The sequence below is a fragment of the Bacillus cereus group sp. BcHK124 genome (assembly GCF_027712065.1).
Classification (GTDB): Bacteria; Bacillota; Bacilli; order Bacillales; family Bacillaceae_G; genus Bacillus_A; species Bacillus_A pacificus.
Genome location: NZ_JAQFPJ010000009.1, coordinates 1 through 23,885 on the forward strand (window position 1 = coordinate 1; position 23,885 = coordinate 23,885).

The window sequence follows — 23,885 nt, forward strand, 5'->3', positions numbered from 1 at the left end:
AGGATCAAACTCTCCAATAAAGTTAGTTTGTCTAGCATCTAAAATAAAAATTGACGTTTCACGTTGTTTGTTTCGTTCAGTTTTCAAAGAACTTGTCCATCGCTTCAGAAGCGACTTCATCATATTAACATCTTCATTTTTCGATGTCAACTAAGTTTTAAAATTTCTTTTTTATCGTTTTCTGCGTTTCCGCATCAGCGACGTTTATTAATATACCATCATGGTTTTTAAATAACAAGTGTTTTTTATAAAAAAAACAAAAAAATTATCTATCCTACTTTCTTCTATAGTAAAACCTTTTATTCTCTCTACTGAAAATAAGTATTTTGATTGTATACCAATACACTCTAATTAACCAAACTGCCTTTCATAATCCCTCCCACCTTTTCATTCTCTTCTACATTAAAGTCCACATTTAAAAAGAAAATAGCTTCGCCACTTCCTAATAATACGAACATGTTGATTTTTTGTCCCTCCACACAAATCATTACTAATTGAAAGAACCGGTTGTTGGCAGATAGCTCCACCCCAACCGAATTCGAGGCGAGAATTTTATCGTCCGACCAACGGCGGGATAGATAACGAAATTCCAACGAAACATCAACTTAAGATTATTGTTAGAATTTTTTTACATTTAATTAATGAAAAATATCCATTTTTTGTTATATAGTAAGAAAAGACGTACTCAACTACAAATAAGCCAATGGAGGAATTACTTTATGGATAGGTTAACGAAGTTTTCATTAAAAAACCGCGCCGCTGTTATCATCATGGTTTTTCTCATTTCCATACTCGGTGTTTATTCCGGCTCTAAATTACCTATGGAATTTTTACCTAGTATCGATAATCCCGCAGTCACCGTTACAACCTTATCTCCAGGACTCGACGCCGAAGCAATGACAAAAGAAGTAACCGCTCCCCTTGAAAAACAATTTCGCAACTTAGAACACATTGACAACATCACCTCTTCTACTCACGAAGGATTATCACGCATCGATATCGCGTATACATCCAAAGCAAATATGAAAGATGCCACACGTGAAGTTGAGAAGGCCCTTACTACAATTAAATTACCTAAAGATGCAACAAAACCGATAGTTAGCCAATTAAATACTTCTATGATTCCACTCGCTCAAATTGCAATCCAAAAGCAAAACGGATTTTCAAAAGCAGATGAAAAACAAATCGAAAAAGAAATCGTACCACAACTCGAAAGCATTGATGGTGTTGCCAACGTTATGTTTTTCGGAAAATCAACTTCTGAATTATCTATTATACTAGATCCAAACCAATTAAAAGATAAAAACGTAACACCGGAACAAATATTAAAAGTTTTACAAGGAAAAGAAACTTCCACTCCAGCTGGAGCTGTTACCGTTAATAAAGAAGAATATAACCTTCGTGTCATCGGGGATATAAAAAATGTAGATGACATTAAAAACATCACCGTTGCACCTCAAGTAAAATTGCAAGATGTTGCTCAAATTGAACTTAAACAACACTACGATACAATCTCACATATAAATGGCGAAGAAGGCACTGGATTAATCATCATGAAAGAGCCAAGTAAAAATGCAGTTGCAATCGGAAAAGAAATCGATAAAAAAATTAAAGATATAAGTAAACAATATAAAGATCAATTTTCTATTAAACTTTTAGCGTCAACTCATGAACAAGTTGAAAATGCTGTTACTAGCATGGGAAAAGAAGTAATCCTTGGAGCAATTGCTGCAACTCTAATTATCTTAATCTTTTTACGCAACTTCCGAACGACACTCATTGCTGTTGTCAGTATTCCATTATCTATTTTATTAACACTCTTTTTACTACACCAATCTAACATCACACTTAACACTCTAACACTTGGTGGTTTAGCCGTTGCAGTTGGACGTCTCGTCGATGATAGCATCGTTGTCATTGAGAATATTTTCCGACGTTTACAAAAAGAAGCTTTCTCTAAAGATATTATTCTCGATGCAACGAAAGAGGTCGCCGTCGCAATTACTTCTTCTACTTTAACAACGGTCGCTGTTTTTTTACCTATTGGTCTCGTATCAGGAGTAATCGGAAAATTAATGTTACCTATGGTATTAGCAGTCGTATATTCTATACTATCATCCTTAATCGTTGCACTAACAGTTGTTCCACTTATGGCTTTTTTACTACTCAAAAAAACAAAACATAAAAAACCAAGTTCTTCACCACGATATGTCGCTACATTAAAGTGGGCTCTTTCGCATAAATTCATTATTCTACTTACTTCTTTTTTATTATTCGCAGGATCGATCGCCGCCTATGTATTACTACCGAAAGCGAATATAAAATCTGAAGACGACACAATGTTATCTATTAACATGACTTTTCCGGCTGATTACGCTCCTGAAACACAAAAACAAAAAGCTTTTGATTTCGAAAAGAAGCTACTTTCTAATTCAGATGTAACGGATGTTATTTTACGAATGGGATCTAGCGCAGAAGATGCACAATGGGGGCAAACGACGAAAAATAATCTCGCAAGTATATTGGTAGTCTTTAAAAAAGGTTCTGATATTGATCAGTATATTAAAGAGTTAAAGAAAGAACATAAAACTTTTGAACCCGCGGAACTTGATTATATAAAAATGAGTTATTCAAGCTCTGGCAGCGGCAATAATTTGCAATTCAACGTAACAGCCACTAACGAAACAAATTTAAAAGAGGCTGCTACTATCGTCGAAACAAAACTAAAGGATATGGATGATCTTTCTAAAGTAAAAACGAATTTAGATGACTCTAAGAAAGAATGGCAAATCCATGTTGATCAAACAAAGGCCGAACAACTAGGATTAACACCAGAATTAGCAGCTCAACAAGTGGCATTCCTTATGAAGAAATCACCTATTGGTGAACTTTCAATCAATAACGAAAAAACTACTATTATGATAGAACATAAAAAAGAAAGTATTACTAAACAAGAAGACATTTTAAACACAAACATACTATCACCTATTAATGGACCAATTCCTTTAAAAGACATTGCAACTATTTCAGAAAAGCAACTTCAAACAGAAGTTTTCCATAAAGATGGAAAAGAAACCATTCAAATTACCGCAGAAGCTTCAAATGAAGATTTAAGCAAGGTAAGCACTGAAGTGAACAAAGCGATAGCCGGCCTAGATTTACCTAGCGGAGCAAAAGTAAATATCGCAGGCGCCACTGAATCTATGCAAGAGAACTTCACAGATTTATTCAAGATTATGGGGATTGCAATTGGGATTGTATATTTAATTATGGTTATTACCTTCGGGCAGGCACGTGCTCCTTTTGCAATCTTGTTCTCCTTGCCATTAGCTGCTGTCGGCGGTATTTTAGGATTAATCATTTCAGGAACACCAGTTGATGTAAATTCCTTGATCGGTGCATTAATGTTAATCGGGATTGTCGTTACAAACGCTATCGTATTAATAGAAAGAGTACAACAAAACCGGGAACATGGTATGGAAACGCGAGAAGCCTTACTCGAAGCAGGTTCCACTAGATTACGTCCCATTATTATGACAGCTATTACAACAATTGTTGCTATGCTCCCACTCCTATTTGGCCAATCACAAGCAGGAAGTATGGTATCAAAAAGCCTAGCCGTTGTTGTTATCGGTGGTTTGGCAGTCTCAACTGTTCTTACATTAGTAGTCGTTCCAGTTATGTATGAACTATTAGATAAAATCGGGAGAAAAAGGCGCTCTCGTAGAAAAATAAACACTTCTACAGAAACACCTGATATTTAAAAGAAAAGCGTTATCTTCATGAATGAAGATAACGCTTTTTCTCTACCTGCTCATATAATCCATCATTTTTTCCACATACCGCTCTAGCGGTTCACTAGAATCCACAATAAGATATTCACTATATAAAGGTCTTTTACTACCATCTAACCACTTTTTAAAAGCTACTTCGGAATCCACTCGTCCAACCTGACTGACCATACGCTTACGTGTTTGCAGCCTATTATTAATCTCTTCCATATCATTAAGATAACATTCGATATATTTATATTTTATACCATGTTTATTAGACAGTTTTATTCCCTTTTCAACCATCCCTTCATACAAACATGGACTATCCAATATCACACTATGCCCTTGTTCTAAATAAGAATCAATCAATGCCCATTCAACATCGTATGATACTCCTCCAACAACCGTCGATTCAATCCCTTTCATTTCTAACGATTGTAACAATGCCGATTTCAAAACGTCATGATCTACAATTACAGCACCTGTTAACTTCGCTATATACTTAGAAACTGTCGATTTTCCCGATCCAGGAAATCCTGACATTTGCAGAAAAAACAATTCCTCCACCCCTTCATTTGCACCTGTTCATCTATATAATTCAATTCCCGTTACTTCCATTCCTTCTATACTAAAACACAAAAGGAACTCCCTACTTATAAATAGAGAGTTCCTCTTTATCATTTATGCTGCTTTTACCTTCTTCGTCGTTTTACTTTTTCTTTTCGCTCCTGTAAAACGTTTGTGCAATATAGATGCTACTAATCGTGAAATAACATTGAATAGTAATACCATAATAATTAATACAGCTGCAGATTTTGTCGCAATTAACTTCGCATCTGGGATAATCCCTTCAGAATTTAACTTCCAAATGTGAACCGCTAACGTTTCAGCTGGTCTAAATGGATTTAAAGGATGAGCAGGACTTGAGAAGTCCGCTGCTGAATTTAAAATTGGAGATGTTAAACCCGCTGTGTAAATTAATGCTGCTGCTTCACCAAATATACGACCTGCCGCTAAAATAACACCTGTAATAATTTGCGGTAATGACGACGGGATAATAATACGAGTGATCGTTTGCCACTTTGTTGCACCTAACCCAAGGCTCGCCTCTTTCACATTAGCAGGAACTTCTGAAATCGCATTTTCACAAACACGTGTTAAACCTGGCAAGTTTAAAATCGTTAAAGCAAGGGCACCACCCATTACTGTGTATCCCCATCCTGTCATTGTAACGAACACTAACAAACCGAATAAACCAACAACAATAGAAGGTAAAGATGCCATTGTCTCGATACATAAACGAACAAAGTTTAAAAAACGTCCTTGTTTTGCATACTCTGCTAAATATATTCCAGCGCCTAATCCAAGTGGAATAGATATAATAAGCGTTATAACAAGCATATAGAATGAATTGAATAACTGCGGACCAATCCCACCACCAGCTCTTGTATTGCTTGGTTCTCCAAACAGGAAATTAGGATCCCAAAAACCCCATCCCTTTTGTAAAATCTCAAATACTAAGAACACTAGTAAAGCTACGACTAAAGCCGCAACCGCATAAAAGATACCTGTCCAAACTTTATTTACCGTCCTTGCATTCATTATTATCGCTCACCTCTTTGCCCAATTGCTCGAATAACTAAAATAAACAGGAATGAAATAACAAGTAAAATCATTGCTAAAGTCCATAGCGCATTGTTCCAAGCAGTTCCGTTTAATGTATTTGTCATATCCATTGTCAAAATACCAGTTAACGTTGCTGTCGGACTATATATTCCTTCTGGTAATTTAACCGTATTCCCAATTACCATTTGAACCGCTAACGCTTCACCAAAAGCACGCGCTAAACCTAAAACAACACCTGTTAAAATCCCTTTTTTCGCAGCAGGAACAATTACTCGGCTAATCGCTTGCCATTTCGTTGATCCTAAACCATAAGAAGCTTCTAAATAATCAAATGGAACAGAGCGTATTGCATCAGAAGCGATACTAGCAATAGTAGGTAAAATCATAATACTCAGGACAATAATACCTGCAATTAAACTAAACCCTACTCCCCCAAACGAATCACGTAATAGCGGTACTAAAATTGTAACCCCTAATAATCCGTATACAACCGAAGGAATACCAACTAATAATTCTAAAACAGGCTTCAATACTTTATTTCCAAACTTCGGCGAAATTAAATTCATGAATATAGCAAGAGCTATAGCAATTGGTGCACTAATAATAACCGCACCTAACGAAACCACCGTTGAACCTACAATGAAAATTACAGCCCCGAAAGTTCCCTCATCAGCATTTGGACTCCATTTTGTCGATGTTAACATCTCAGTAAACGAGATACCACTTTGCGTAAAAGATTGAATTCCTTTACCGCAAATAAACGCAATAATAGCTAATGTAACTAAAACAATAAAAATACCACAAAACGTAACAAGTGATCTTCCTATATATTCACTTTTCACGTAATTAATTTGTTTTTTCCCCTTCATCACAGGACAGACCCCACTTCATAAATTGAAATGAACAGGACTGGCCTTGCAGCCAGCCCCATAAATTTTATTACTTATTTAATTTAGACATTGGAATATAACCCATATCTTCTACTTGCTTTTCAAAATCTTTACCTTTTACATAGTCAATGTAAGCTTTTGTTGCTTCTTTCGCTTCACCTTTCGTTACCATGTACTCGTAAGACCAGAATGGATATTTACCAGACGCAATGTTTTCAACTTTTGGTTCAGCACCATCAATTTTCACTGTTTGTAGCGCACCTTTTTTCTCGCCAACCATGTAAGACATTGCTAAATAACTTACTGAACCTGGAGTAGAATTAATCGCTTGCTCTACTGCACCGTTAGAATCTTGTGTAGTACCAGTTCCGTCATTAATTTTCGCATCTTTCATAATTGTTTTTTCAAATGTAGCACGTGTACCAGAAGAAGCTGGACGGTTAATTACGTTGATTTTTTCATCTTTCCCGCCTACCTCTTTCCAGTTTGTTACTTTTCCAGTGAAGATATCTTGTACTTGTTGTACTGTTAAGTTATCAACTTTTACATCTTTATTTACGACAAGTGCGAATGCAATACCCGCCACCTTGTTATCTACTAATTCTTTCGCCTTATCAGCATCTTTTATTTTATCTGCAGATGGAACATCTGAGTTACCAATTTGGACCGCACCAGAAGCTACTTGGTTAATTCCAGTTCCACTACCGCCACCTTGCACTTGAATAGAAACGTTTGAATTTTTCTCCATAAATTTCTTTCCAGCTTCCTCTGCAAGAGGTTGAAGTGCTGTAGAGCCTGCAGCTGCTATCGTACCTGACAATTCTTGTTTTGCATTATCGCTTCCTTTAGCATCTTTACCTGATGTCTCTTCTGCTTTTCCACATCCCACTAATGAACCCGCTACCACTAAAGCTGCTAAAGAAAATTTAATACCCTTTTTCATGACCATGTCTTGTACCCCCATTTGGATTATCACTTTTCACATTTATCTACTTCTTTCGAACACAAATTCATTGTAGGACAATAATATTATGTGAGTGTTAAGCAATTTTTAATTTTAAGTAAATGACGATAATAATCCTTAAAAACTAGGAATCCCAACATTTATAGTTAAAGAACCCAACAAAATCCACACTAATTAAGCTGTAATGTAAATTTACTCTTAACAATGTAAATTAAATGTAAATGTTTTTCACTCTTTTTCCCTTTTAGTTAAAGTTACATTTACAATTCCGCTGTATTTTGTTACTTTTACACGCCTAATTTATGCACATTACACAGAATTTCAGTAATATTTTTTAGTACAACTAAATAAATTGGAACAATTCTAAAAATAAATGAATATTTTTAAAGTACCAATTGACAGCATCATCCAATGTAGTCTACTATATTACTAACAAAAAGTTTACCTAAGGAAACTTTTTAAACTTAAACTAACAATATAGAGATGAGGTAACTTTTATGGTATCGGCTAATATAAAACCACTTTCCGAATTTAAGACAGGAGAGTTTGTACAAATTGAGAAGATACAATTAGAAGGAACTATGAAACGACGTTTATTAGATTTAGGATTTATCCCTGGGGCAACAATTAAAGTATTACAACGCAGTCCACTTGGAGATCCGGTCGCTTATCAAGTAAGCAACACCACTATTGCACTACGTAAGGAAGAAAGCTCCCTTATTTTCGGGATATTAATAGGAGATGATTTCAGATGAGCAAACATCGCATTGCTTTAGCCGGCAACCCGAATACCGGGAAAAGTACATTATTTAATACTTTAACAGGCTTAAAACAACATACTGGAAACTGGACAGGAAAAACTGTTTTAAAAGCTGAAGGGGAATATGAACATAACGGTAGTAAATATACATTAATAGATTTACCTGGAACTTACTCACTATATTCAAATTCTGCAGATGAAGAAGTAGCAAGGGATTATATTATATTTGAAAAACCAGAAGTAACTGTAGTTGTTGTCGATGCAACTGCTATGGAGCGAAATTTAAATTTAGCACTCCAAGTGATGGAAATGACGAGCAACGTAGTCATTTGTATTAACTTAATTGATGAAGCTGAGAAAAAAGGCATCGTTATTGATGAAAAGAAATTAGCAAAATCACTCGGTGTACCTGTAGTTAAAATTTCCGCTCGTAACCGAGTAGGCATCGGTCATTTACTAAATGTTATTGCCAAAGTAGCAAATAAAAAGCTAATTCCAACACCAATTAAAATTTCTTACAGCGAAAAAATCGAGAATATGATTCAGGAATTAGAACCACAAATTTATAAAGTGTTCGGTGATACGTATCCAGCACGCTGGATTGCGTTACGTATATTAGATGGAGATAAAAATTTCTTAACTACACTTCAAAAACACCATAATGAACCACTTGTAAGGGAGGTCGTAATGAATGGAATCTCACTCAGCCAGTAAAGCTCTTCCATTAGACTATATTATTCAACATGCACAAGCACTATCAAAAGAGGATATACGAGATGATATTGTCGGAGATATTTACCGAACATCTGCAAGCATATGTAAAGAATCTGTTCAATATACAAATACGGATAAATTGTATCGTTCTGAAAAACTAGATAAAATTTTCACATCTCCAATCTGGGGATTCCCAATTATGCTTGGTATTTTATCTATCATTTTTTATCTTACAATTGCAGGGGCTAACGTACCATCTGATATGATTGCTGAGTTCTTCGGATGGGCCGAAGGATATTTAACATCTTGTTTTCAAGCAGCACATGCACCTGAATGGCTACATGGCATTTTAATACTTGGTTTATTCCGTGGTATCGGTGCTGTTATTAGCGTTATGTTACCACCTATGGCCATCTTTTTCCCTATGTTTGCACTATTAGAAAACTACGGATACTTACCACGAGTTGCGTTTAATATGGACCGCTTATTCAAACGCTCTGGTGCACATGGTAAACAATCTTTAACAATGGCAATGGGCTTTGGTTGTAATGCAGCAGCCATTATGTCAACACGTATTATTGAATCACCACGTGAACGTATGCTTGCAATCTTAACAAACAACTTCGTTCCTTGTAACGGTCGCTGGCCTATGTTAATTTTAATGGCTTCATTATTTATGGCTGCCGGTTATACAGGTAGTATGCAAACATTGGTTACTGCTGGAGTTGTAGTTGGAATGGTTGTAATTGGTATCGTTATGACATTAACCGTTTCTTGGGTACTATCAAAAACAGCTTTAAAAGGCGTTCCAACTCACTACACACTCGAGTTACCACCATACCGTAAGCCAAAGGTTTGGAATACAATTGTGCGTGCAACACTCGATAAATCCGTCTATGTTTTAAAACGAGCTGTTGTTGTAGCTGCTCCTGCGGCTGCATTAACTTGGTTACTTGCTAATATTTTCATCGGTGACACAAGCCTACTTATGTATTTTGTAAACTTCCTAGATCCATTCGCTAAAATGTTAGGACTTGACGGATTTATTCTAGCTGCGTTCATTCTTGGACTACCAGCGAACGAAATTGTTATCCCGATTTTATTAATGTCTTACTTATCAACCGGAGCTTTAACTGAAATAGATGATTTTAATCAAATTAAAAATCTATTCTTAGAAAATGGTTGGACTTGGTTAACGGCGTTAAACACAATGTTGTTCTCACTTCTTCATTTCCCATGTGGAACGACACTGGTTAACATATATAAAGAAACAAAAAGTGCAAAATGGACATTCTTATCGTTTGCAATCCCTACCGTTATCGCTATTGTTGTGACATTCCTCTCTACACAATTGGTACATTGGTTAGGGCTTGTATAAAAACAAAGCATACATAGAAGGTATCCCCCTTCACATATGCTTTGTGCGAAAGAAACCTGAAATTATTCAGGTTTCTTTTTTTGCACATCATTATTCCAAGGCTGCGCTCCATACGTTGTAATTTTTTTATGAATGTAGTATATAGCTCCCGGAAGAACTGCCATTAATATTGTGCAACTAATCCCTAATCCAGTAAACAACCTCCATCACCTTACTTTACTCTTTTTGGTAAAGCTGAACCCGTATGTTCAATTGTTGGATGAACATGAACAGTAACCTCAGCATCACTAAAGTAATTTTCACCTTGATCCCAATTCTTACTTATTTTTTTCCACTCTTTATAATTATGCCGCTTATACACTTCCCCTAATTCTAATACATCTACCTTATATTTTTTTGAACAAGCTGAACGGATTTTCGGATGCGCGTCTCCATTTCCTTCGAAATATCCTTCTCTAAACGTTTTTCATTCAAGACCTTTTTATGATCACTAAAGTGTAACTCAGCTATTGTACCTTCCAAAAATAAGTGAATATTAAACTTTGGTTTTGTAACATTTGTTGTAGATACTTTAATTTTCCGACGCAACTTATGAATTTCATATGTAATAAGTTGATTCTTTTTGCGGATAGTAAAAAAACCTCCAATTTTTTTACCTACTATATAATTCATTCCTAATGTTTCTTCCCCATTCAAACTACCTACACACTTATTATCCTTCCCACGAAACAACGCTGCCCCGTTCATTTGTACACCTTGCTTTGTTAATTCAAGAATAGGTAATACGAAGCTTCGGCTCGCAATCATCTTTTCCTGAACCTCACCAATTCTTGCAGCCTCAATCATTTGGGCATTTTTCGGAGGATGTTCAGCTAACATATCAATGTACTGCGCCGGTAAATTTTCAGGTTTTGCACTCTGTTTTAAAATAGATTCGGCATTCTTCTTCGAAACAAACAAACGAATATTTCTCCTCATTTCATGATCGCGAATATATACATCTAACGTATTTTGCAAAACATACGGATTCGCCAGTAATTCTTCCGAAAAAATAATGACTTGTATATGCGGAAAAAATAATGTTCGACTAATTTTTTTAGCAATAATTCGGATTTGCTCAAAGACACTATCTGCTTTCGCACTCACATTAATATAATTTTCACTATCTCCACCACCTTGTCCCCCTTGTTGCGCTAGCTTACTGGGAAGCACCATCTGATACGTCCCTTTCATAATCGGATTCGATTTCTTTTTTTTCACGATATCATAGGCTGCACCTACTACAAATCCTCTTTCTTCTATTTCTTCTAGCTCAGAACACCCACTGATAGATCCAACTAAAACCATAACCATTATAATTTTAAGAAGGTGTTTCATTTCTACCATTCCTTCTTCTTATTTTATATACAATAAAAACTAACAAAGGTGCTAACACGACAAACCCCATATCTATCCAAGCTAAATAAGTTCCATAATTTGATAAAGCATTTAAACTACTAGGTATCATATTCACCATAAAAATAATCGGGGCACTTACAAAAATGAAAATATGTTTCTTCACTTTCGGAAACATAGCGCAAAATAATAACGATGCGACATCATAATACATTGCTGTAGTGTTATAAATAGTAATAATCCAAGTTGTAAAAAAAATTGCATCAAATCTTTCTAAAAACCCTCCACCAATTTCAATTTCTTTCCCTAATTCAATTGTTGGGTACGTCAATCCACGAGTTGTCATATACGTAAAAACACTAATACAAGTTACATAAATTAAAATGTACGACAACACATTTACCATTACCGCTTTCGCAACTGCCATTGGTGCTTTTTTTGCCGCCTTATCATTCAGCAACACAGCATAAAACAGAGCTACTTCAAATCCAATAAACGTAAAAATAGAATTTTTAACTCCAACAGCATATTGACTCACTTTCGTTTGAAAGGCTGGTAGTAAATTATTTATTTCCATTAAATTTATATTCAATAAAGAAAGAAGCACTATCGCAATTAAAACAATAGGTAAAAATAGAACATTTAACCTTAATAAAGCTGCTCTAGATCCTGCTATTCCATAAATAACAACTAATAAGAAAAAGAAAGACAGTAGTTGTATTGGTGTATCACTAAACAAATACGTTTGGGAAATAATTGAAATCATTCGCGATTCATATGCTGTCAAAGCAGCAAACGTTAATACTAAAATGCTACTAATCGTGTACGCAACAGGCTTCGTCAAATGCGCACTTGTATATTGAACAAAGTTTTGTTTCGGGAATAAAATAGCTACCCTCGTTACAAACCAACCTAAAACTGCACATATTAATCCACCCAAAAGCAAAATAATCCAACCATCTGAAAATAATGTTTGGTTTGCAATATCCCTTGGCATAGATAATGCGCCTATACCAATAATGGTCGATGATACCGCAAACCCAATTTCCCGAGATCCAATTTCTTCATCGCCATACTCAAATGGTTTCAATTATTCTCGCTCCTTTGGACGTACTGTAGAATCTTTTGTTTGTAAATATTCAGGTCTCTCTTTCAGCATTGATTTTGGCATGCGAATAAACTCTTCTTTCCAATCTTTATAAAATGCAGGAGCAATTGGAGTTGTATACGGTACACCAACACTTGTTAAATTTGTAATATGAACAGCAAGCGCAATAAGAGCTAGAATGATTCCATACAACCCAAAAGCCGTTGCTGCTAATACAAAGACGAAAAGTAAAATCCGAAACGTAATTGTGATGCTATACACTGGAAGTGAAAATGTAGCAATAGCTGTAACCGCAATAATGATAACTAAAAACGGATTTACAATTCCTGCATTCACCGCTGCCTCTCCAATTACAAGACCACCTACAATCCCAATTGTTTGTCCCATCGGTTTCGGCAACCTAATTCCTGCTTCTCGTATTAACTCCATCGTTAATGCCATCATTAACGTTTCAATATAGGCAGGAAACGGAACACCTTCTCTTGCTCCAGCAATCGAATAAGCCAATTTAGAAGGAATAAGTCCTTGGTGATATGAGACGAGCGCTACATACATCGCCGGCATTAAAATTGCAACTATACCAGAACCCATCCGCAAAATTCTTAATAAAGTTCCTATTACCCAACGCTCATAATGATCTTCCACAGATTGAAAAATATCGACAAATACTAGCGGAGCTATAAGCGCAAACGGGGATCCATCCACCAAAATAGCTGCCTTTCCTTTCGCTAATGAGGCCACAATATTATCAGGCCTTTCCGTATTCAAAAACTGCGGAAACGGCGACAAATTATTATCTTGAATTAATTGCTCAATTGTACCCGTCTCAAAAACGACATCTGTCACTATGGATTGAAGACGCCGATCTAGCTCTTTTACAATGTAAGGATTAATAATGTCTTCTATATATACTAAAGTCACTTCTTTTTGGGATCTCTTTCCCATAATATAAGATTGAAATCTCAGCTTTGGGTCACGTAAACTACGGCGAATTAACATTTTATTCACGTTAATATCTTCATTTAATCCTATCCTCGGTCCACGTATTAAATCTTCTGTTACTGGCGGTTCTAAACTTCTTTTTTCCCAAGCTCTACTATTAATCACGATAGCAGTTTGAATATTATCAATTAATATAACTGTATCTCCCGCTAAAATCGCATTTATAATATCCGGAAATGTTGTCTTCTTACCAACTTCTGCAATAGAAATAAAACGATCCAATAAAGTTTGAACGATAGCTGCTTCTTTTTGTACTTCTTCATATTGAAGTGTACGAACTACATATTTATAAACATTATCCTTATCTGTTAACCCACACAGAAAAATAACAGCACAACGTGTAAAACTGCCAGCAAGGGCAACTTCCCTAATTGTTAAATCATTCGGTGAACCTAACTCATCCCTAATTTTTTTCATAACTTCAAATAAGTTACCTTTTAGCTCTAACAAGTCCCCCACCTAACTTCCTTTTCAACAAGTTTTTAGTTAGATTCCGCTAATCGAAGAAAATATATACAAAAAAGAGCTATCTCTTTTCAAAGATAGCTCTAGCATAAGAATTACTTTTCTACTATTATATTGTCTGTCTTTATAGACACATTTTTCGTGAACCCGCTAACGATAAACATCACCATTATATTCATTAACAACGCGACTATACCTACATTTAAATCTTTTATATATTGAGGGAAATTCGGAAACATCGTAGCTATAGTTGAACCCGATAAAGTAATATACGCAACCACTAACAACCCAATCCCCATCCCTGCAATCGCTCCTTGCTTCGTAATAACCTGACGTGGAAACAGACTACATACAAGTGCAGGGAAAAGCTGTGTCACTATACTATATCCCATTAAAAGAAGTGCTCCTATCGTTTCTCCACCTTTAAAAGTAAACAAAACAGCTACAAGCGTTACTACAGGAACAAATAATTTCGCTGTTTTTGCCACCTGTCGATCCGAAGCAGATGGGACCATTGTTCGGTAAATATTTTTCGCTAATAATGTAGAAGCAGCCATGACAAGCATAGAACCTGGAACTAATGCCGTTAAAACTCCGGCACTACCAATAATCCCAATAAACCAAGGATCAAAAGTTTGAAGAGCCAGACGGAATAACGAAAGGTCTACATCCCCTCCCTTTAATCCAGGAACTTGTAAGATAGCTGCAAACCCTGCAAAGAACACGAAAAGTAAAACTAAAGAATACAGTGGCATAATGGCCGCATTTTTACGAAATACTTTTTCATTTTTTGCAGAGAAAGCAGAGGCGAATGTATGGGGCCACATATAGAAACCGAGAGCTGTTAATACAATAGTAGAAACAAACCAAGAAATGCTCATTCCTTCATCAGGTAAAGATAAAAATCCTGGTTTTGCTGCCTCTACGGCTTCAAACATCGGCTGAAATCCTCCGTAATAATGGTGCGGTAAATATATACCTAAAAACATAACGATAAATAGGATCATAATATCCTTCAAAGCGGCCGTCCAAGCAGAGCCGTGTATACCTGAAACCATTACATATATCGTTATAACAATTGCGCCAATCCACACTGCTATAACTGGCGATACCCTTCCATAAGACGCTTCCGAAACGATAATTCCTAATCCTTTTAACTGTAAAACAAGGTATGGGATAATCGAAATAACCCCAATGATAGAAACGATAAGGCCAAGTGCCTGACTCTTATATTTCTTCACAAAAAAATCTGGCTGTGAAACTAGATTATGCTCTTTTGCATACTTCCAAACTGGTGGTAATAAAAAATAAGATAAAATATAAGCTAACGCACCATAACCTAAAATATAAAAAGTAGGTGCTCCTTTACTATACGCCCATCCACTCCCACCTAAAAATGTGAATGTCGTATAAATTTCACCTGCCATAAGAAGAAAAACAAAAATAGTACCAAAGCCTCTTCCTCCAACTGACCATTGCTCTAAATTCATATCTTTTCCGTGTTGTGCCCGAATTCCTAAAAATAGTGCGAGAAACAAAAATAAAATAATGATAAGTAATGCGGTCATTTTACATCCCCCTTATTAGCAGGATCAAATACGTACACAATCCCCATACAAAAAGATGTAATAAGCACTGATAATAATACCCAAAATAATAAAAATGGCATCCCTAATATGTAAGGAGTAACTGAATTAGCAAATACGGGTCCAACAACTAAACAAAAAACTGGAATAAGCGCTAATACGTGTATTTTCTTCATCTCATTCTCCTTTACTTATGAAATTCATAATCGATGATACAAAGACTTGCACACCAATCGGTAATGCATCTTCATCAATCGTAAAACGAGGGTGATGATGAGGATATATAATTCCTTTCTCTTTATTTCCTGCACCGATAAAAAAGAATGTACCTGGTACTTTTTGTAAAAACGCTGAAAAATCTTCTCCAGCCATCGTCGGCTGTAAACGAGTAACTCGTTCCCTTCCATAAAGCTGTAATGCTGTTTGCTCAATAATCTCTGTAACTTCATAATCATTTACGACTGGACGATATCCATATTCATACGAAAACGTATATTTCGCTCCGTAAGCTTCCGTCACATGCTTTACAATCTGTTCAATTCTTTTCTCTGTTTCTTCTCGCAACTCATGTCTTAAACTCCGCACTGTCCCTTCAATCTCCGCTTGCTCTGGAATCACATTATGAGTTGTCCCAGCGTGAAATTGCGTAACAGATACTACAAGAGAATCTAACGGATTCGTGAGCCGAGATACAATTTGCTGAAGTTGCGAAACCACTTGTGTACCGATTGAAATACTATCAACTGTTTCATGAGGGATTCCAGCATGGCCACCTTTTCCTTCTATTATAATTTTAAAAACATCTGGAGCAGCCATTGCGGGACCATAAATTACACCTACTTTTCCAACCTCTAACGATGCCCAAAGGTGAGCACCAATAATATAATCGACCCCTTCCATTACACCCGCTGCAACCATTTCCTCTGCACCACCAGGAAAATTTTCTTCAGCATGTTGGAATAGAAAACGAATCTCCCCTTTAATCTTCTCTCTTGCTTCTACTAACTTATGTACAACTCCAAGTAATATCGCTATATGTCCATCATGGCCACATGCATGCATTACACCCGGATATGTAGAAATAAAGTCAAACTCATTTTCTTCATGAATAGGAAGAGCATCCATGTCAGCTCGAACCGCAACTATTTTACCAGGCTGCTTTCCAATCAACCTTGCCATTACACTATATTTAGTAGGTCTTGATACTTCTAAACATGGAATTTCCCGAAGTATATCGAATACAAACTGCGATGTTTTCTCTTCTTGAAAAGATAACTCTGGATACTTATGAAAATGCCTTCTCCACTCAACCAACTGATCCTTTGACAAAACAAGTTCTTTTGCAACATCCATTTCTCTTCTCCCCTTCTTCACCAAGTTAAATGTTATTATAACGTGAATTGTTAACTTTTAAAAGAATCTTCTGAATTTTCTATCATGGTTACTTAAAAATAAAAAGCCATCAAAAGATGGCTTTTTCATTATTATAAAATAGTAATTGCTTGTTTCCCCATTTGCTCCCACGCTTTCTCAAACTCTGCTCGTGGAACAGCGAAACGTGGATTATTTTTTAGTGGATCATTTACATATACAAAGTTTTGATCGTATCCAACTACTACTACACTATGCTCAAAATATGTAATTTTCACTTCACCAGAACTTGTATTCCATGTTTCAAAACTACTTTCAGCTAGCGGCTGAAACGTTGTATTAATAATAACCCATACTGGAGAACCAGAACTAATTACTTTATATAGATCTTTCACGTCTCTATCTGTTAAATTAATTACTTTTTCAGAAACATATTTTTCTGCTAAATTAAAGATTGGTTTATTGTATACACCATATCCTGGTTCAGCTTTCGTATAAATATTTCCAACAAACCCCTCATAAGGATTTCCGCGCAAACCATTTTGTTCAAATGGAACTCGATGAATTTCACTAGCAAGTTGCATCTTATCTACTTGTACACCTTTATATTGTAGCAACATAGCTAAGCTTGTCACTTCACATCCACGAGGTAATTCTGGTAACTGCTTTATAAACGGAACATTTTCAATCATAGCCGCTTCTTTCATTTCAGATAGAAAATCTAAGCGTAGCACTTGTGCCTTTTGTATAATCTTATCTTTCCCTATAAAAAACGCTGCAGCAAATATAATTCCAAAAACAAAAAGATATTTTAACTTTTTCATTTTAAACAAAACTCCATTAATTATTATTTTACAGACATACCTCTTACCATTGTACCTTTCTTCTTACTAGTTTGCTAGAAAGATTCTGTGAATTATTGTTCACAACTACATCGTTATAAAATTCTAATTATTTTTAATAAAAAGAAAAAACAATATACTTTTCTGAATTTTTTTGCTAAAATCGAAATAATTAACATAGTGAAGATATCACCTTGTTAATAAAAACATTCTTAGGGTATTTAGTCATAGTTCGTTTTTTACATACTCCATTCATTTCATAGTAAATAAACCGAGTATGTGTCATATCCCCCACTAATGATTAAAGACTCAGAATGAAAACCAGTTAACACATATAAAAAATAACGGGGTGAGGGGCATATGAATCAACAAGTAGAACAAACAGATTTAAAACGTACAATGAAAAGTAGACACCTATTTATGATTGCACTTGGTGGTGTTATCGGAACTGGCCTATTTATGGGATCTGGTCAAATCGTCCATAACGCCGGCCCTGGTGGTGCTATTCTTGCATTTTTAGTCGGTGGATTTGTTATGTATTTAACGATGTTATGTCTTGGTGAATTATCTGTTGCTATGCCAGAAGCAGGTTCATTCCAAAGCTATGCAAGCAAATTTATTTCACCTGGTTTTGGTTTTGTTGTCGGTTGGATGTATTGGTTAAATTGGGCTGTTACAGTTGGAGTAGAGTTAACAACTGTAAGTATTTTAATGAAACGCTGGTTTCCAGATGTTTCTTCGTGGATTTGGTGTGTTACATTTGCAGCAGCACTCTTTCTTGTAAACGCTCTATCAGCAAAAGCATATGCAGAAGCAGAATTTTGGTTCGCTAGTGTAAAAGTCGCAACCATCGTTATTTTCATCGTACTCGGTGGTGCAGTTATGTTCGGTCTACTAGACTTTAACGGAAAACCAGCTCCAATGCTTCACAATTTCACTGAAAATGGCGGATTATTTCCGAATGGTGCATTGGCTGTTCTTCTTACGATGATTACAGTGAATTATTCTTTCCAAGGAACAGAATTAATCGGAATCGCTTCAGGAGAAAGTGAGAATCCTGAAAAAACAATTCCAAAAGCAATCAAAAATACCATTTGGCGAACGCTATTCTTCTTCGTCCTAGCCATATCAGTTGTTGTAGGTTTACTCCCGTGGCAAGAGGCTAATCTAGTCGAAAGTCCATTTGTACTTGTATTTGATGTAGCTGGTATTCCATATGCAGCAGACATTATGAACTTTGTTATTATTACAGCTGTATTATCCGTAGCCAATTCTGGTCTATACGCAAATTCACGTATGCTTTGGGCAATGGCAAAACAAGGAATGGCAAGTCCAGCATTTACGAAGCTAACGAAAAAAGGTGTACCATTAAACGCATTGATTTTCAGTCTAATCTTTGCAAGTCTATCCCTATTAACAAGTATATTTGCAGCAGATACTGTCTTTTTAGTTTTAACATCTATCGCAGCAATGGCTGCCGTTGTCGTTTGGATGTCAATTGCGGCTTCACAGTTTTTCTTCCGTAGAAACTTCGTGAAAAACGGTGGTGACATCAATGATTTAAAATATCGCACACCACTTTATCCGCTCGTTCCAATCGTAGCATTCTCACTCAATTTCATTACATTTGTAAGTTTAGCTTTCATTCCAGATCAGAGAATCGCTCTTTATTGCGGTATTCCATTTATGGTTATTTGTTACATTTTATATCAAGTGAAATATAAAAAAATTGTCACATTTGAACAACAAATAAGTCTAAAAAAAGAAGTAAACTAAATATACAAAATATTCAGCTATCTTTCTTATCATAAGATAGCTTTTTTCTATTTCTTGGGTATCCTGGTATAACTTTATTTATCTTAAAATTTTCACAATCGTATTTTTCTCTGGAAAATAGTTTACAATGTAATCAAGTTACAAATGATATTCACCTTAAAAAGTGTGCATTTGTGTCTATTTTTTAACAATATCTCAAAAACTATTGCCTTCTATAAATTAATAGGTTTATATTGTTTTATTGGCATAGTTTCAATCCAAGGAGAAAGGAGATTTTCAATCGTGCAACTAAAGAAAGCGTTTTGGAAGTTGGCTTCGCTTCTTCCGTTATCATTACTTCTGTTCCTCGGTGGCTGTGATAAAAAACTCGCAGTATTAAATCCGCAAGGACCTGTTGCAAAAGCACAGTATGATTTAATTGTTTGGTCATTCTTGCTTATGTCATTAATTATCGCAATTGTATTCATCTTGTTTACAGTCATCTTGATTCGTTATCGTGAAAAACCAGAGAATATGGACTATGAGCCACCTGAACAACACGGTAACACATTATTAGAAATCATTTGGACGCTTGTTCCTGTTATTATCGTTATCGCATTATCGATTCCAACAGTAAAAGCAACTTATGCTTCGGAAGAGGTTCCGAAAGAGTCCAAACATATTAAACCAGTGGAGATTTATGTTACATCTGCAAACTGGAAATGGTTATTCAGTTACCCAGAGGAAAAAATTGAAACCGTTAACTATTTAAACATCCCAGCTGGTGTACCAATTCAATTCAAACTGACTTCTGTCGGCCCAATGAATGCTTTCTGGGTACCAGAACTTGGTGGTATGAAGTACACAATGGATGGCATGATTATGGACCTTTATTTACAAGCTGATAAGCCAGGTTCTTACCTAGGGCGTAGCGCGAACTTCTCTGGTGAAGGATTTACTCACATGGAGTTCGAAGTTGAAGCAAAAACTAAAGAGAAATATGACAAGTGGGTTAAAGAAGTACAACAAACTGCTCCTAAACTAACAGAAGATAAGTACAACGAAATTGTTAAACCTGGTGTAGTTGGTCGTATGACATTCTCTAGCCATCACTTAAGTTATGTAGATCCAAAATCACTTGAATATTGTGATTACAACTACTACAAAAACAAAAAATAATAGCTATAATTCCAACAGATTGGAGTGAACAAAGTGAAGCTTGATGAATTTTTTGTCACAGGTGACCCGATTATTTACGGTGCAGACGCTTCTATCGTTCTTGTGACATTAGCAATCATTTTCGTACTAACAAAGTATAAAAAATGGAAATGGCTTTGGGACGAATGGTTAACAACTGTTGACCATAAAAAAATTGGGGCCATGTATATTATCTCTGCGGTTATTATGTTATTCCGTGGTGGTATGGACGGTTTAATGATCCGTGCACAGTTAACATTCCCAGAAACAACTTATTTAAACGCTGAACACTATAACGGAATCTTCACAACACACGGTACAGTTATGATTCTTTTCATGGCGATGCCATTCGTTATGGGATTAATGAACCTTGTAGTACCATTACAAATTGGTGCTCGTGACGTTGCATATCCGTTCTTAAATGCTTTAAGTTTCTGGTTATTCTTTGTCGGAGCAATGTTATTCAACATCGCTTTCGTAATTGGTGGTTCTCCAGACGCTGGGTGGACTTCTTACTTCCCAATGGCAGGTACAGAGTTTACTTCTGGTGTAGGAAATAACTACTACGCAATTGCATTACAGATTTCAGGTCTCGGTACGTTAATGACAGGTATTAACTTCCTTGTTACTATCTTAAAAATGCGTACACCTGGTATGACTTTAATGAGAATGCCAATGTTTACTTGGTCAATCTTAATTACAACAATTATCATTATTTTCGCTTTCCCAGTATTAACAGTTGCTCTTGCATTAATGACATTTGACCGTCTATTCGATGCTCACTTCTTTACGATGGCGAGCGGCGGTATGCCAATGTTATGGGCCAACCTATTCTGGGTATGGGGTCACCCTGAAGTATATATCGTTATTTTACCGGCATTCGGTATTTTCTCTGAAATCATTAGTACATTCTCACGTAAGCGTCTATTCGGTTACAGTGCGATGGTATACTCAATGGTTGCAATTTCTTTACTAAGTTTCGTCGTATGGCTTCACCACTTCTTCACGATGGGTGCAGGTCCAGCGGTTAACTCATTCTTCTCGATTTCGACAATGGCGATTTCGATTCCAACCGGGGTTAAGATCTTTAACTGGTTGTTTACACTGTATAAAGGACGTATTCGTTTTACAGTTCCAATGCTTTGGTCATTGGCATTTATTCCAAACTTCGTAGTCGGTGGGGTTACAGGGGTTATGCTTGGTATGGCAGCAGCTGATTATCAGTACCATAACAGCTACTTCCTAATCGCTCACTTCCACTACGTATTAATCGCAGGTACAGTATTCGCTATGCTTGCTGGATTCACATTCTGGTATCCAAAAATGACTGGTCATATGTTAAATGAACGCCTAGGTAAATGGACATTCTGGATCTTTATGAGCGGATTCAACATCTGTTTCTTCCCAATGTACTTCTTAGGTTTAGACGGTATGACTCGTCGTATGTACACTTACTCTGAAAGCCTTGGATGGGGATGGCTAAACCAAATCGCATCTGTCGGTGCAGTAATGATGGGTATTGGTTTCGTACTTCTTTGTTACAACGTAATTTGGAGTGCTCGTCACGGAGAACGTGACACAACTGGAGATCCATGGGATGGCCGTACACTTGAATGGGCAACTCAATCTCCTGTACAACATTACAACTTCGCAAAACTTCCTGAAATCAAAGAAGCTGATGCTTTCTGGTACATGAAGAAACGCGGAGAAACAGTTACACCAGCAGCAGAAGATATTAAACCAATTCACATGCCAAGTAACTCTGGCGTGCCTATTATTGCGTCTGGATTCTTCGGTCTTGCAGGTTTCGCATTAGTATTTAGCTGGTTCTGGCTTGCAGCAATCGGCGGCATTGGTATTTTAGCTTGCTTAATCTATCGTTCATTCGATTACGATGAAGGTTACTATATTAGTGTTGATGAAATTAAAAAATCAGAACATGTAGCATGAGAGGTGAAATGATATGGCGGCTTTAGATAAAAGCTTACCCTTGGAATATCAATCCGAACAAAGCAGATTGAATATCCTAGGATTCTGGATTTTTCTTGGGGCTGAAATTATGCTGTTCGCAACACTTTTCGCCTCTTATCTAGTACTTGCTGGTCGTACGGCAGATGGTCCAACACCAGCACAACTGTTTGAACTTAAAACGCTTTTAATTCAAACATTACTACTTTTAACAAGTAGTTTCACATGTGGTATCGTGATTCACGAAATGCGTAAGCACAACCAAAAAGCAATGCTTGGATGGTTCGTCCTTACATTACTTTTAGGTGCAGGCTTCCTATTCTTCGAAATTGAAGAGTTCATTATGTATATTGGTGAAGGCGCAACAATTCAAACAAGTGCTTTCCTATCTGGATTCTTCGTTCTTCTTGGAACACACGGAGCCCACGTAACAGGCGGTATCATTTGGGCAATTTGTGTTATTATCCAAATTTTAAAACGAGGTTTAACACCAGTTACAGCTCGTAAAGTATTCATTATCAGCTTATACTGGCATTTCCTTGATCTAGTTTGGGTCTTTATTTACACACTAGTTTACTTGAACGGGATGGTGGCGTAAATGGGTCAAAATAACAACCAAGCAAACGGGCATGCGCATAGCGGATTCCCTTGGTCACACGTTTTCGGATTTATTTTATCGCTTGCACTAACGTTTCTAGCTTTATACGTGGCACTTTACACAACCCTGCCACTATCAACGATCTTAACTACCATTATCATAATGGCTGTTGCGCAAGCGTTGTTACAATTAATTATGTTCATGCATTTAAAAGAAGGAGAAGGAAGAGTTCAAATTCTTACTATGATCTACAGTTTCTTCGTTGCAACTGCAACAGTTGGTTTAACTGTATGGATCTTCTTCTCAATGTAATGTACATGGAAAAGACTGCTGAGATTGCTCAGCAGTCTTTTTTTATTCCCTCCCCTATTACATCCACATTACGGAATTAACAACAGAATCATGAAAAATATACTTATTATGACAAATGTTAAGAAAACTCTTTCTTTATGAAATCGAATCCATATGCGTTGCTTTTCTACCTATTATATGG

At 36.2% G+C, this 23,885-nt stretch carries 21 protein-coding genes and 1 pseudogene; 9 read left to right on the forward strand and 13 right to left on the reverse strand.

Annotated features, from left to right (window positions below):
- Nucleotides 1-347 precede the first annotated feature (347 nt).
- Nucleotides 348-593 (reverse strand): hypothetical protein, encoded by a 246-nt coding sequence (locus PDK19_RS15295; protein WP_011040015.1) that lies wholly within the window; start codon nucleotides 591-593, stop codon nucleotides 348-350.
- A gap of 126 nt (nucleotides 594-719) precedes the next feature.
- Here PDK19_RS15295 and PDK19_RS15300 point away from each other — a divergent pair, with 126 nt between their 5' ends.
- On the forward strand, nucleotides 720-3,764 hold the full coding sequence (locus PDK19_RS15300) for an efflux RND transporter permease subunit (protein WP_270707499.1): 3,045 nt from the start codon (nucleotides 720-722) through the stop codon (nucleotides 3,762-3,764).
- Between the two features lie 42 nt (nucleotides 3,765-3,806).
- Here PDK19_RS15300 and PDK19_RS15305 read toward each other — a convergent pair whose 3' ends face one another.
- The 4 genes from PDK19_RS15305 to PDK19_RS15320 all read right to left on the reverse strand — a co-directional run bounded on the left by PDK19_RS15305 (nucleotide 3,807) and on the right by PDK19_RS15320 (nucleotide 7,238).
- Entirely contained in the window at nucleotides 3,807-4,331 is a 525-nt protein-coding gene (locus PDK19_RS15305; protein ID WP_000465762.1) for an AAA family ATPase, read from the reverse strand.
- A 123-nt stretch (nucleotides 4,332-4,454) separates the two neighbouring features.
- A complete protein-coding gene (pstA, locus tag PDK19_RS15310) occupies nucleotides 4,455-5,375 on the reverse strand; it encodes a phosphate ABC transporter permease PstA (protein WP_000994138.1) in 921 nt (306 codons plus the stop codon).
- Nucleotides 5,376-5,377: 2 nt separating this feature from the next.
- The gene (gene pstC, locus PDK19_RS15315; protein WP_011040013.1) at nucleotides 5,378-6,268 is read right to left on the reverse strand and encodes a phosphate ABC transporter permease subunit PstC; all 891 of its coding nucleotides are present in this window, start codon (nucleotides 6,266-6,268) and stop codon (nucleotides 5,378-5,380) included.
- Between the two features lie 70 nt (nucleotides 6,269-6,338).
- Nucleotides 6,339-7,238 (reverse strand): phosphate ABC transporter substrate-binding protein PstS, encoded by a 900-nt coding sequence (locus PDK19_RS15320; protein ID WP_000245119.1) that lies wholly within the window; start codon nucleotides 7,236-7,238, stop codon nucleotides 6,339-6,341.
- 512 nt (nucleotides 7,239-7,750) lie between these two features.
- On the opposite strand from PDK19_RS15320, the gene PDK19_RS15325 reads away from it, so the two are divergent.
- The 3 genes from PDK19_RS15325 to PDK19_RS15335 are packed head-to-tail and all read left to right on the forward strand — an operon-like array spanning nucleotide 7,751 to nucleotide 10,105.
- Nucleotides 7,751-8,008 carry a FeoA family protein gene (locus PDK19_RS15325; protein WP_000252983.1) on the forward strand — a complete coding sequence of 86 codons (258 nt, stop codon included), beginning with the start codon at nucleotides 7,751-7,753 and terminating at the stop codon, nucleotides 8,006-8,008.
- Complete coding sequence (locus tag PDK19_RS15330; RefSeq protein WP_000033861.1) at nucleotides 8,005-8,727, forward strand: FeoB small GTPase domain-containing protein; 723 nt, start codon at nucleotides 8,005-8,007, stop codon at nucleotides 8,725-8,727. Before PDK19_RS15325 ends, PDK19_RS15330 begins: the two co-directional genes overlap by 4 nt.
- The gene (locus PDK19_RS15335) at nucleotides 8,705-10,105 is read left to right on the forward strand and encodes a nucleoside recognition domain-containing protein (RefSeq protein WP_000443585.1); all 1,401 of its coding nucleotides are present in this window, start codon (nucleotides 8,705-8,707) and stop codon (nucleotides 10,103-10,105) included. The genes PDK19_RS15330 and PDK19_RS15335 overlap by 23 nt, the downstream gene beginning before the upstream one ends.
- Nucleotides 10,106-10,167: 62 nt before the next feature.
- Here PDK19_RS15335 and PDK19_RS15340 read toward each other — a convergent pair whose 3' ends face one another.
- The 8 genes and pseudogenes from PDK19_RS15340 to PDK19_RS15375 all read right to left on the reverse strand — a co-directional run bounded on the left by PDK19_RS15340 (nucleotide 10,168) and on the right by PDK19_RS15375 (nucleotide 17,856).
- The gene (locus tag PDK19_RS15340; protein ID WP_000493992.1) at nucleotides 10,168-10,305 is read right to left on the reverse strand and encodes a hypothetical protein; all 138 of its coding nucleotides are present in this window, start codon (nucleotides 10,303-10,305) and stop codon (nucleotides 10,168-10,170) included.
- An 11-nt stretch (nucleotides 10,306-10,316) separates the two neighbouring features.
- Nucleotides 10,317-11,482 (reverse strand): annotated as a pseudogene (locus PDK19_RS15345) (Ger(x)C family spore germination protein).
- The gene (gene gerLB, locus PDK19_RS15350) at nucleotides 11,466-12,590 is read right to left on the reverse strand and encodes a spore germination protein GerLB (RefSeq protein WP_000802001.1); all 1,125 of its coding nucleotides are present in this window, start codon (nucleotides 12,588-12,590) and stop codon (nucleotides 11,466-11,468) included. Before gerLB ends, PDK19_RS15345 begins: the two are co-directional and overlap by 17 nt.
- Complete coding sequence (gerLA, locus tag PDK19_RS15355; RefSeq protein ID WP_014893307.1) at nucleotides 12,591-14,069, reverse strand: spore germination protein GerLA; 1,479 nt, start codon at nucleotides 14,067-14,069, stop codon at nucleotides 12,591-12,593.
- A 101-nt stretch (nucleotides 14,070-14,170) separates the two neighbouring features.
- The gene (locus PDK19_RS15360) at nucleotides 14,171-15,643 is read right to left on the reverse strand and encodes a sodium:solute symporter family protein (RefSeq protein WP_000125907.1); all 1,473 of its coding nucleotides are present in this window, start codon (nucleotides 15,641-15,643) and stop codon (nucleotides 14,171-14,173) included.
- On the reverse strand, nucleotides 15,640-15,837 hold the full coding sequence (locus tag PDK19_RS15365) for a DUF3311 domain-containing protein (protein ID WP_014893308.1): 198 nt from the start codon (nucleotides 15,835-15,837) through the stop codon (nucleotides 15,640-15,642). The genes PDK19_RS15360 and PDK19_RS15365 overlap by 4 nt, the downstream gene beginning before the upstream one ends.
- Before the next feature lies 1 nt (nucleotide 15,838).
- Nucleotides 15,839-17,014: an amidohydrolase gene (locus PDK19_RS15370; RefSeq protein ID WP_000382094.1), complete on the reverse strand. Its 1,176-nt coding sequence runs from the start codon at nucleotides 17,012-17,014 to the stop codon at nucleotides 15,839-15,841.
- Between the two features lie 131 nt (nucleotides 17,015-17,145).
- Nucleotides 17,146-17,856 (reverse strand): C39 family peptidase, encoded by a 711-nt coding sequence (locus PDK19_RS15375; RefSeq protein ID WP_000734471.1) that lies wholly within the window; start codon nucleotides 17,854-17,856, stop codon nucleotides 17,146-17,148.
- 378 nt (nucleotides 17,857-18,234) lie between these two features.
- Between PDK19_RS15375 and PDK19_RS15380 the strand changes: the two genes are divergently transcribed.
- The 5 genes from PDK19_RS15380 to qoxD all read left to right on the forward strand — a co-directional run bounded on the left by PDK19_RS15380 (nucleotide 18,235) and on the right by qoxD (nucleotide 23,704).
- Entirely contained in the window at nucleotides 18,235-19,650 is a 1,416-nt protein-coding gene (locus PDK19_RS15380; RefSeq protein ID WP_001076070.1) for an amino acid permease, read from the forward strand.
- A gap of 282 nt (nucleotides 19,651-19,932) precedes the next feature.
- Nucleotides 19,933-20,808, forward strand: coding sequence for a cytochrome aa3 quinol oxidase subunit II (locus PDK19_RS15385; RefSeq protein ID WP_001176167.1), 876 nt, complete (start codon nucleotides 19,933-19,935; stop codon nucleotides 20,806-20,808).
- 33 nt (nucleotides 20,809-20,841) lie between these two features.
- Entirely contained in the window at nucleotides 20,842-22,776 is a 1,935-nt protein-coding gene (gene qoxB, locus PDK19_RS15390; RefSeq protein WP_000762378.1) for a cytochrome aa3 quinol oxidase subunit I, read from the forward strand.
- 13 nt (nucleotides 22,777-22,789) lie between these two features.
- Nucleotides 22,790-23,392 carry a cytochrome aa3 quinol oxidase subunit III gene (gene qoxC, locus PDK19_RS15395; protein WP_000729317.1) on the forward strand — a complete coding sequence of 201 codons (603 nt, stop codon included), beginning with the start codon at nucleotides 22,790-22,792 and terminating at the stop codon, nucleotides 23,390-23,392.
- Complete coding sequence (gene qoxD / locus PDK19_RS15400) at nucleotides 23,393-23,704, forward strand: cytochrome aa3 quinol oxidase subunit IV (protein WP_000531385.1); 312 nt, start codon at nucleotides 23,393-23,395, stop codon at nucleotides 23,702-23,704. It begins immediately after the preceding gene.
- Nucleotides 23,705-23,885: the final 181 nt, after the last annotated feature.

Coding starts and splice junctions, on each gene's coding strand:
- PDK19_RS15300 (WP_270707499.1), top strand. CDS start 720: ATGGATAGGTTAACGAAGTTTTCATTAAAAAACCGCGCCGCTGTTATC.
- pstA (WP_000994138.1), bottom strand. CDS start 5,375: ATGAATGCAAGGACGGTAAATAAAGTTTGGACAGGTATCTTTTATGCG.
- pstC (WP_011040013.1), bottom strand. CDS start 6,268: ATGAAGGGGAAAAAACAAATTAATTACGTGAAAAGTGAATATATAGGA.
- PDK19_RS15320 (WP_000245119.1), bottom strand. CDS start 7,238: ATGGTCATGAAAAAGGGTATTAAATTTTCTTTAGCAGCTTTAGTGGTA.
- PDK19_RS15325 (WP_000252983.1), top strand. CDS start 7,751: ATGGTATCGGCTAATATAAAACCACTTTCCGAATTTAAGACAGGAGAG.
- PDK19_RS15330 (WP_000033861.1), top strand. CDS start 8,005: ATGAGCAAACATCGCATTGCTTTAGCCGGCAACCCGAATACCGGGAAA.
- PDK19_RS15335 (WP_000443585.1), top strand. CDS start 8,705: ATGGAATCTCACTCAGCCAGTAAAGCTCTTCCATTAGACTATATTATT.
- PDK19_RS15360 (WP_000125907.1), bottom strand. CDS start 15,643: ATGACCGCATTACTTATCATTATTTTATTTTTGTTTCTCGCACTATTT.
- PDK19_RS15365 (WP_014893308.1), bottom strand. CDS start 15,837: ATGAAGAAAATACACGTATTAGCGCTTATTCCAGTTTTTTGTTTAGTT.
- PDK19_RS15370 (WP_000382094.1), bottom strand. CDS start 17,014: ATGGATGTTGCAAAAGAACTTGTTTTGTCAAAGGATCAGTTGGTTGAG.
- PDK19_RS15375 (WP_000734471.1), bottom strand. CDS start 17,856: ATGAAAAAGTTAAAATATCTTTTTGTTTTTGGAATTATATTTGCTGCA.
- PDK19_RS15380 (WP_001076070.1), top strand. CDS start 18,235: ATGAATCAACAAGTAGAACAAACAGATTTAAAACGTACAATGAAAAGT.
- qoxC (WP_000729317.1), top strand. CDS start 22,790: ATGGCGGCTTTAGATAAAAGCTTACCCTTGGAATATCAATCCGAACAA.
- qoxD (WP_000531385.1), top strand. CDS start 23,393: ATGGGTCAAAATAACAACCAAGCAAACGGGCATGCGCATAGCGGATTC.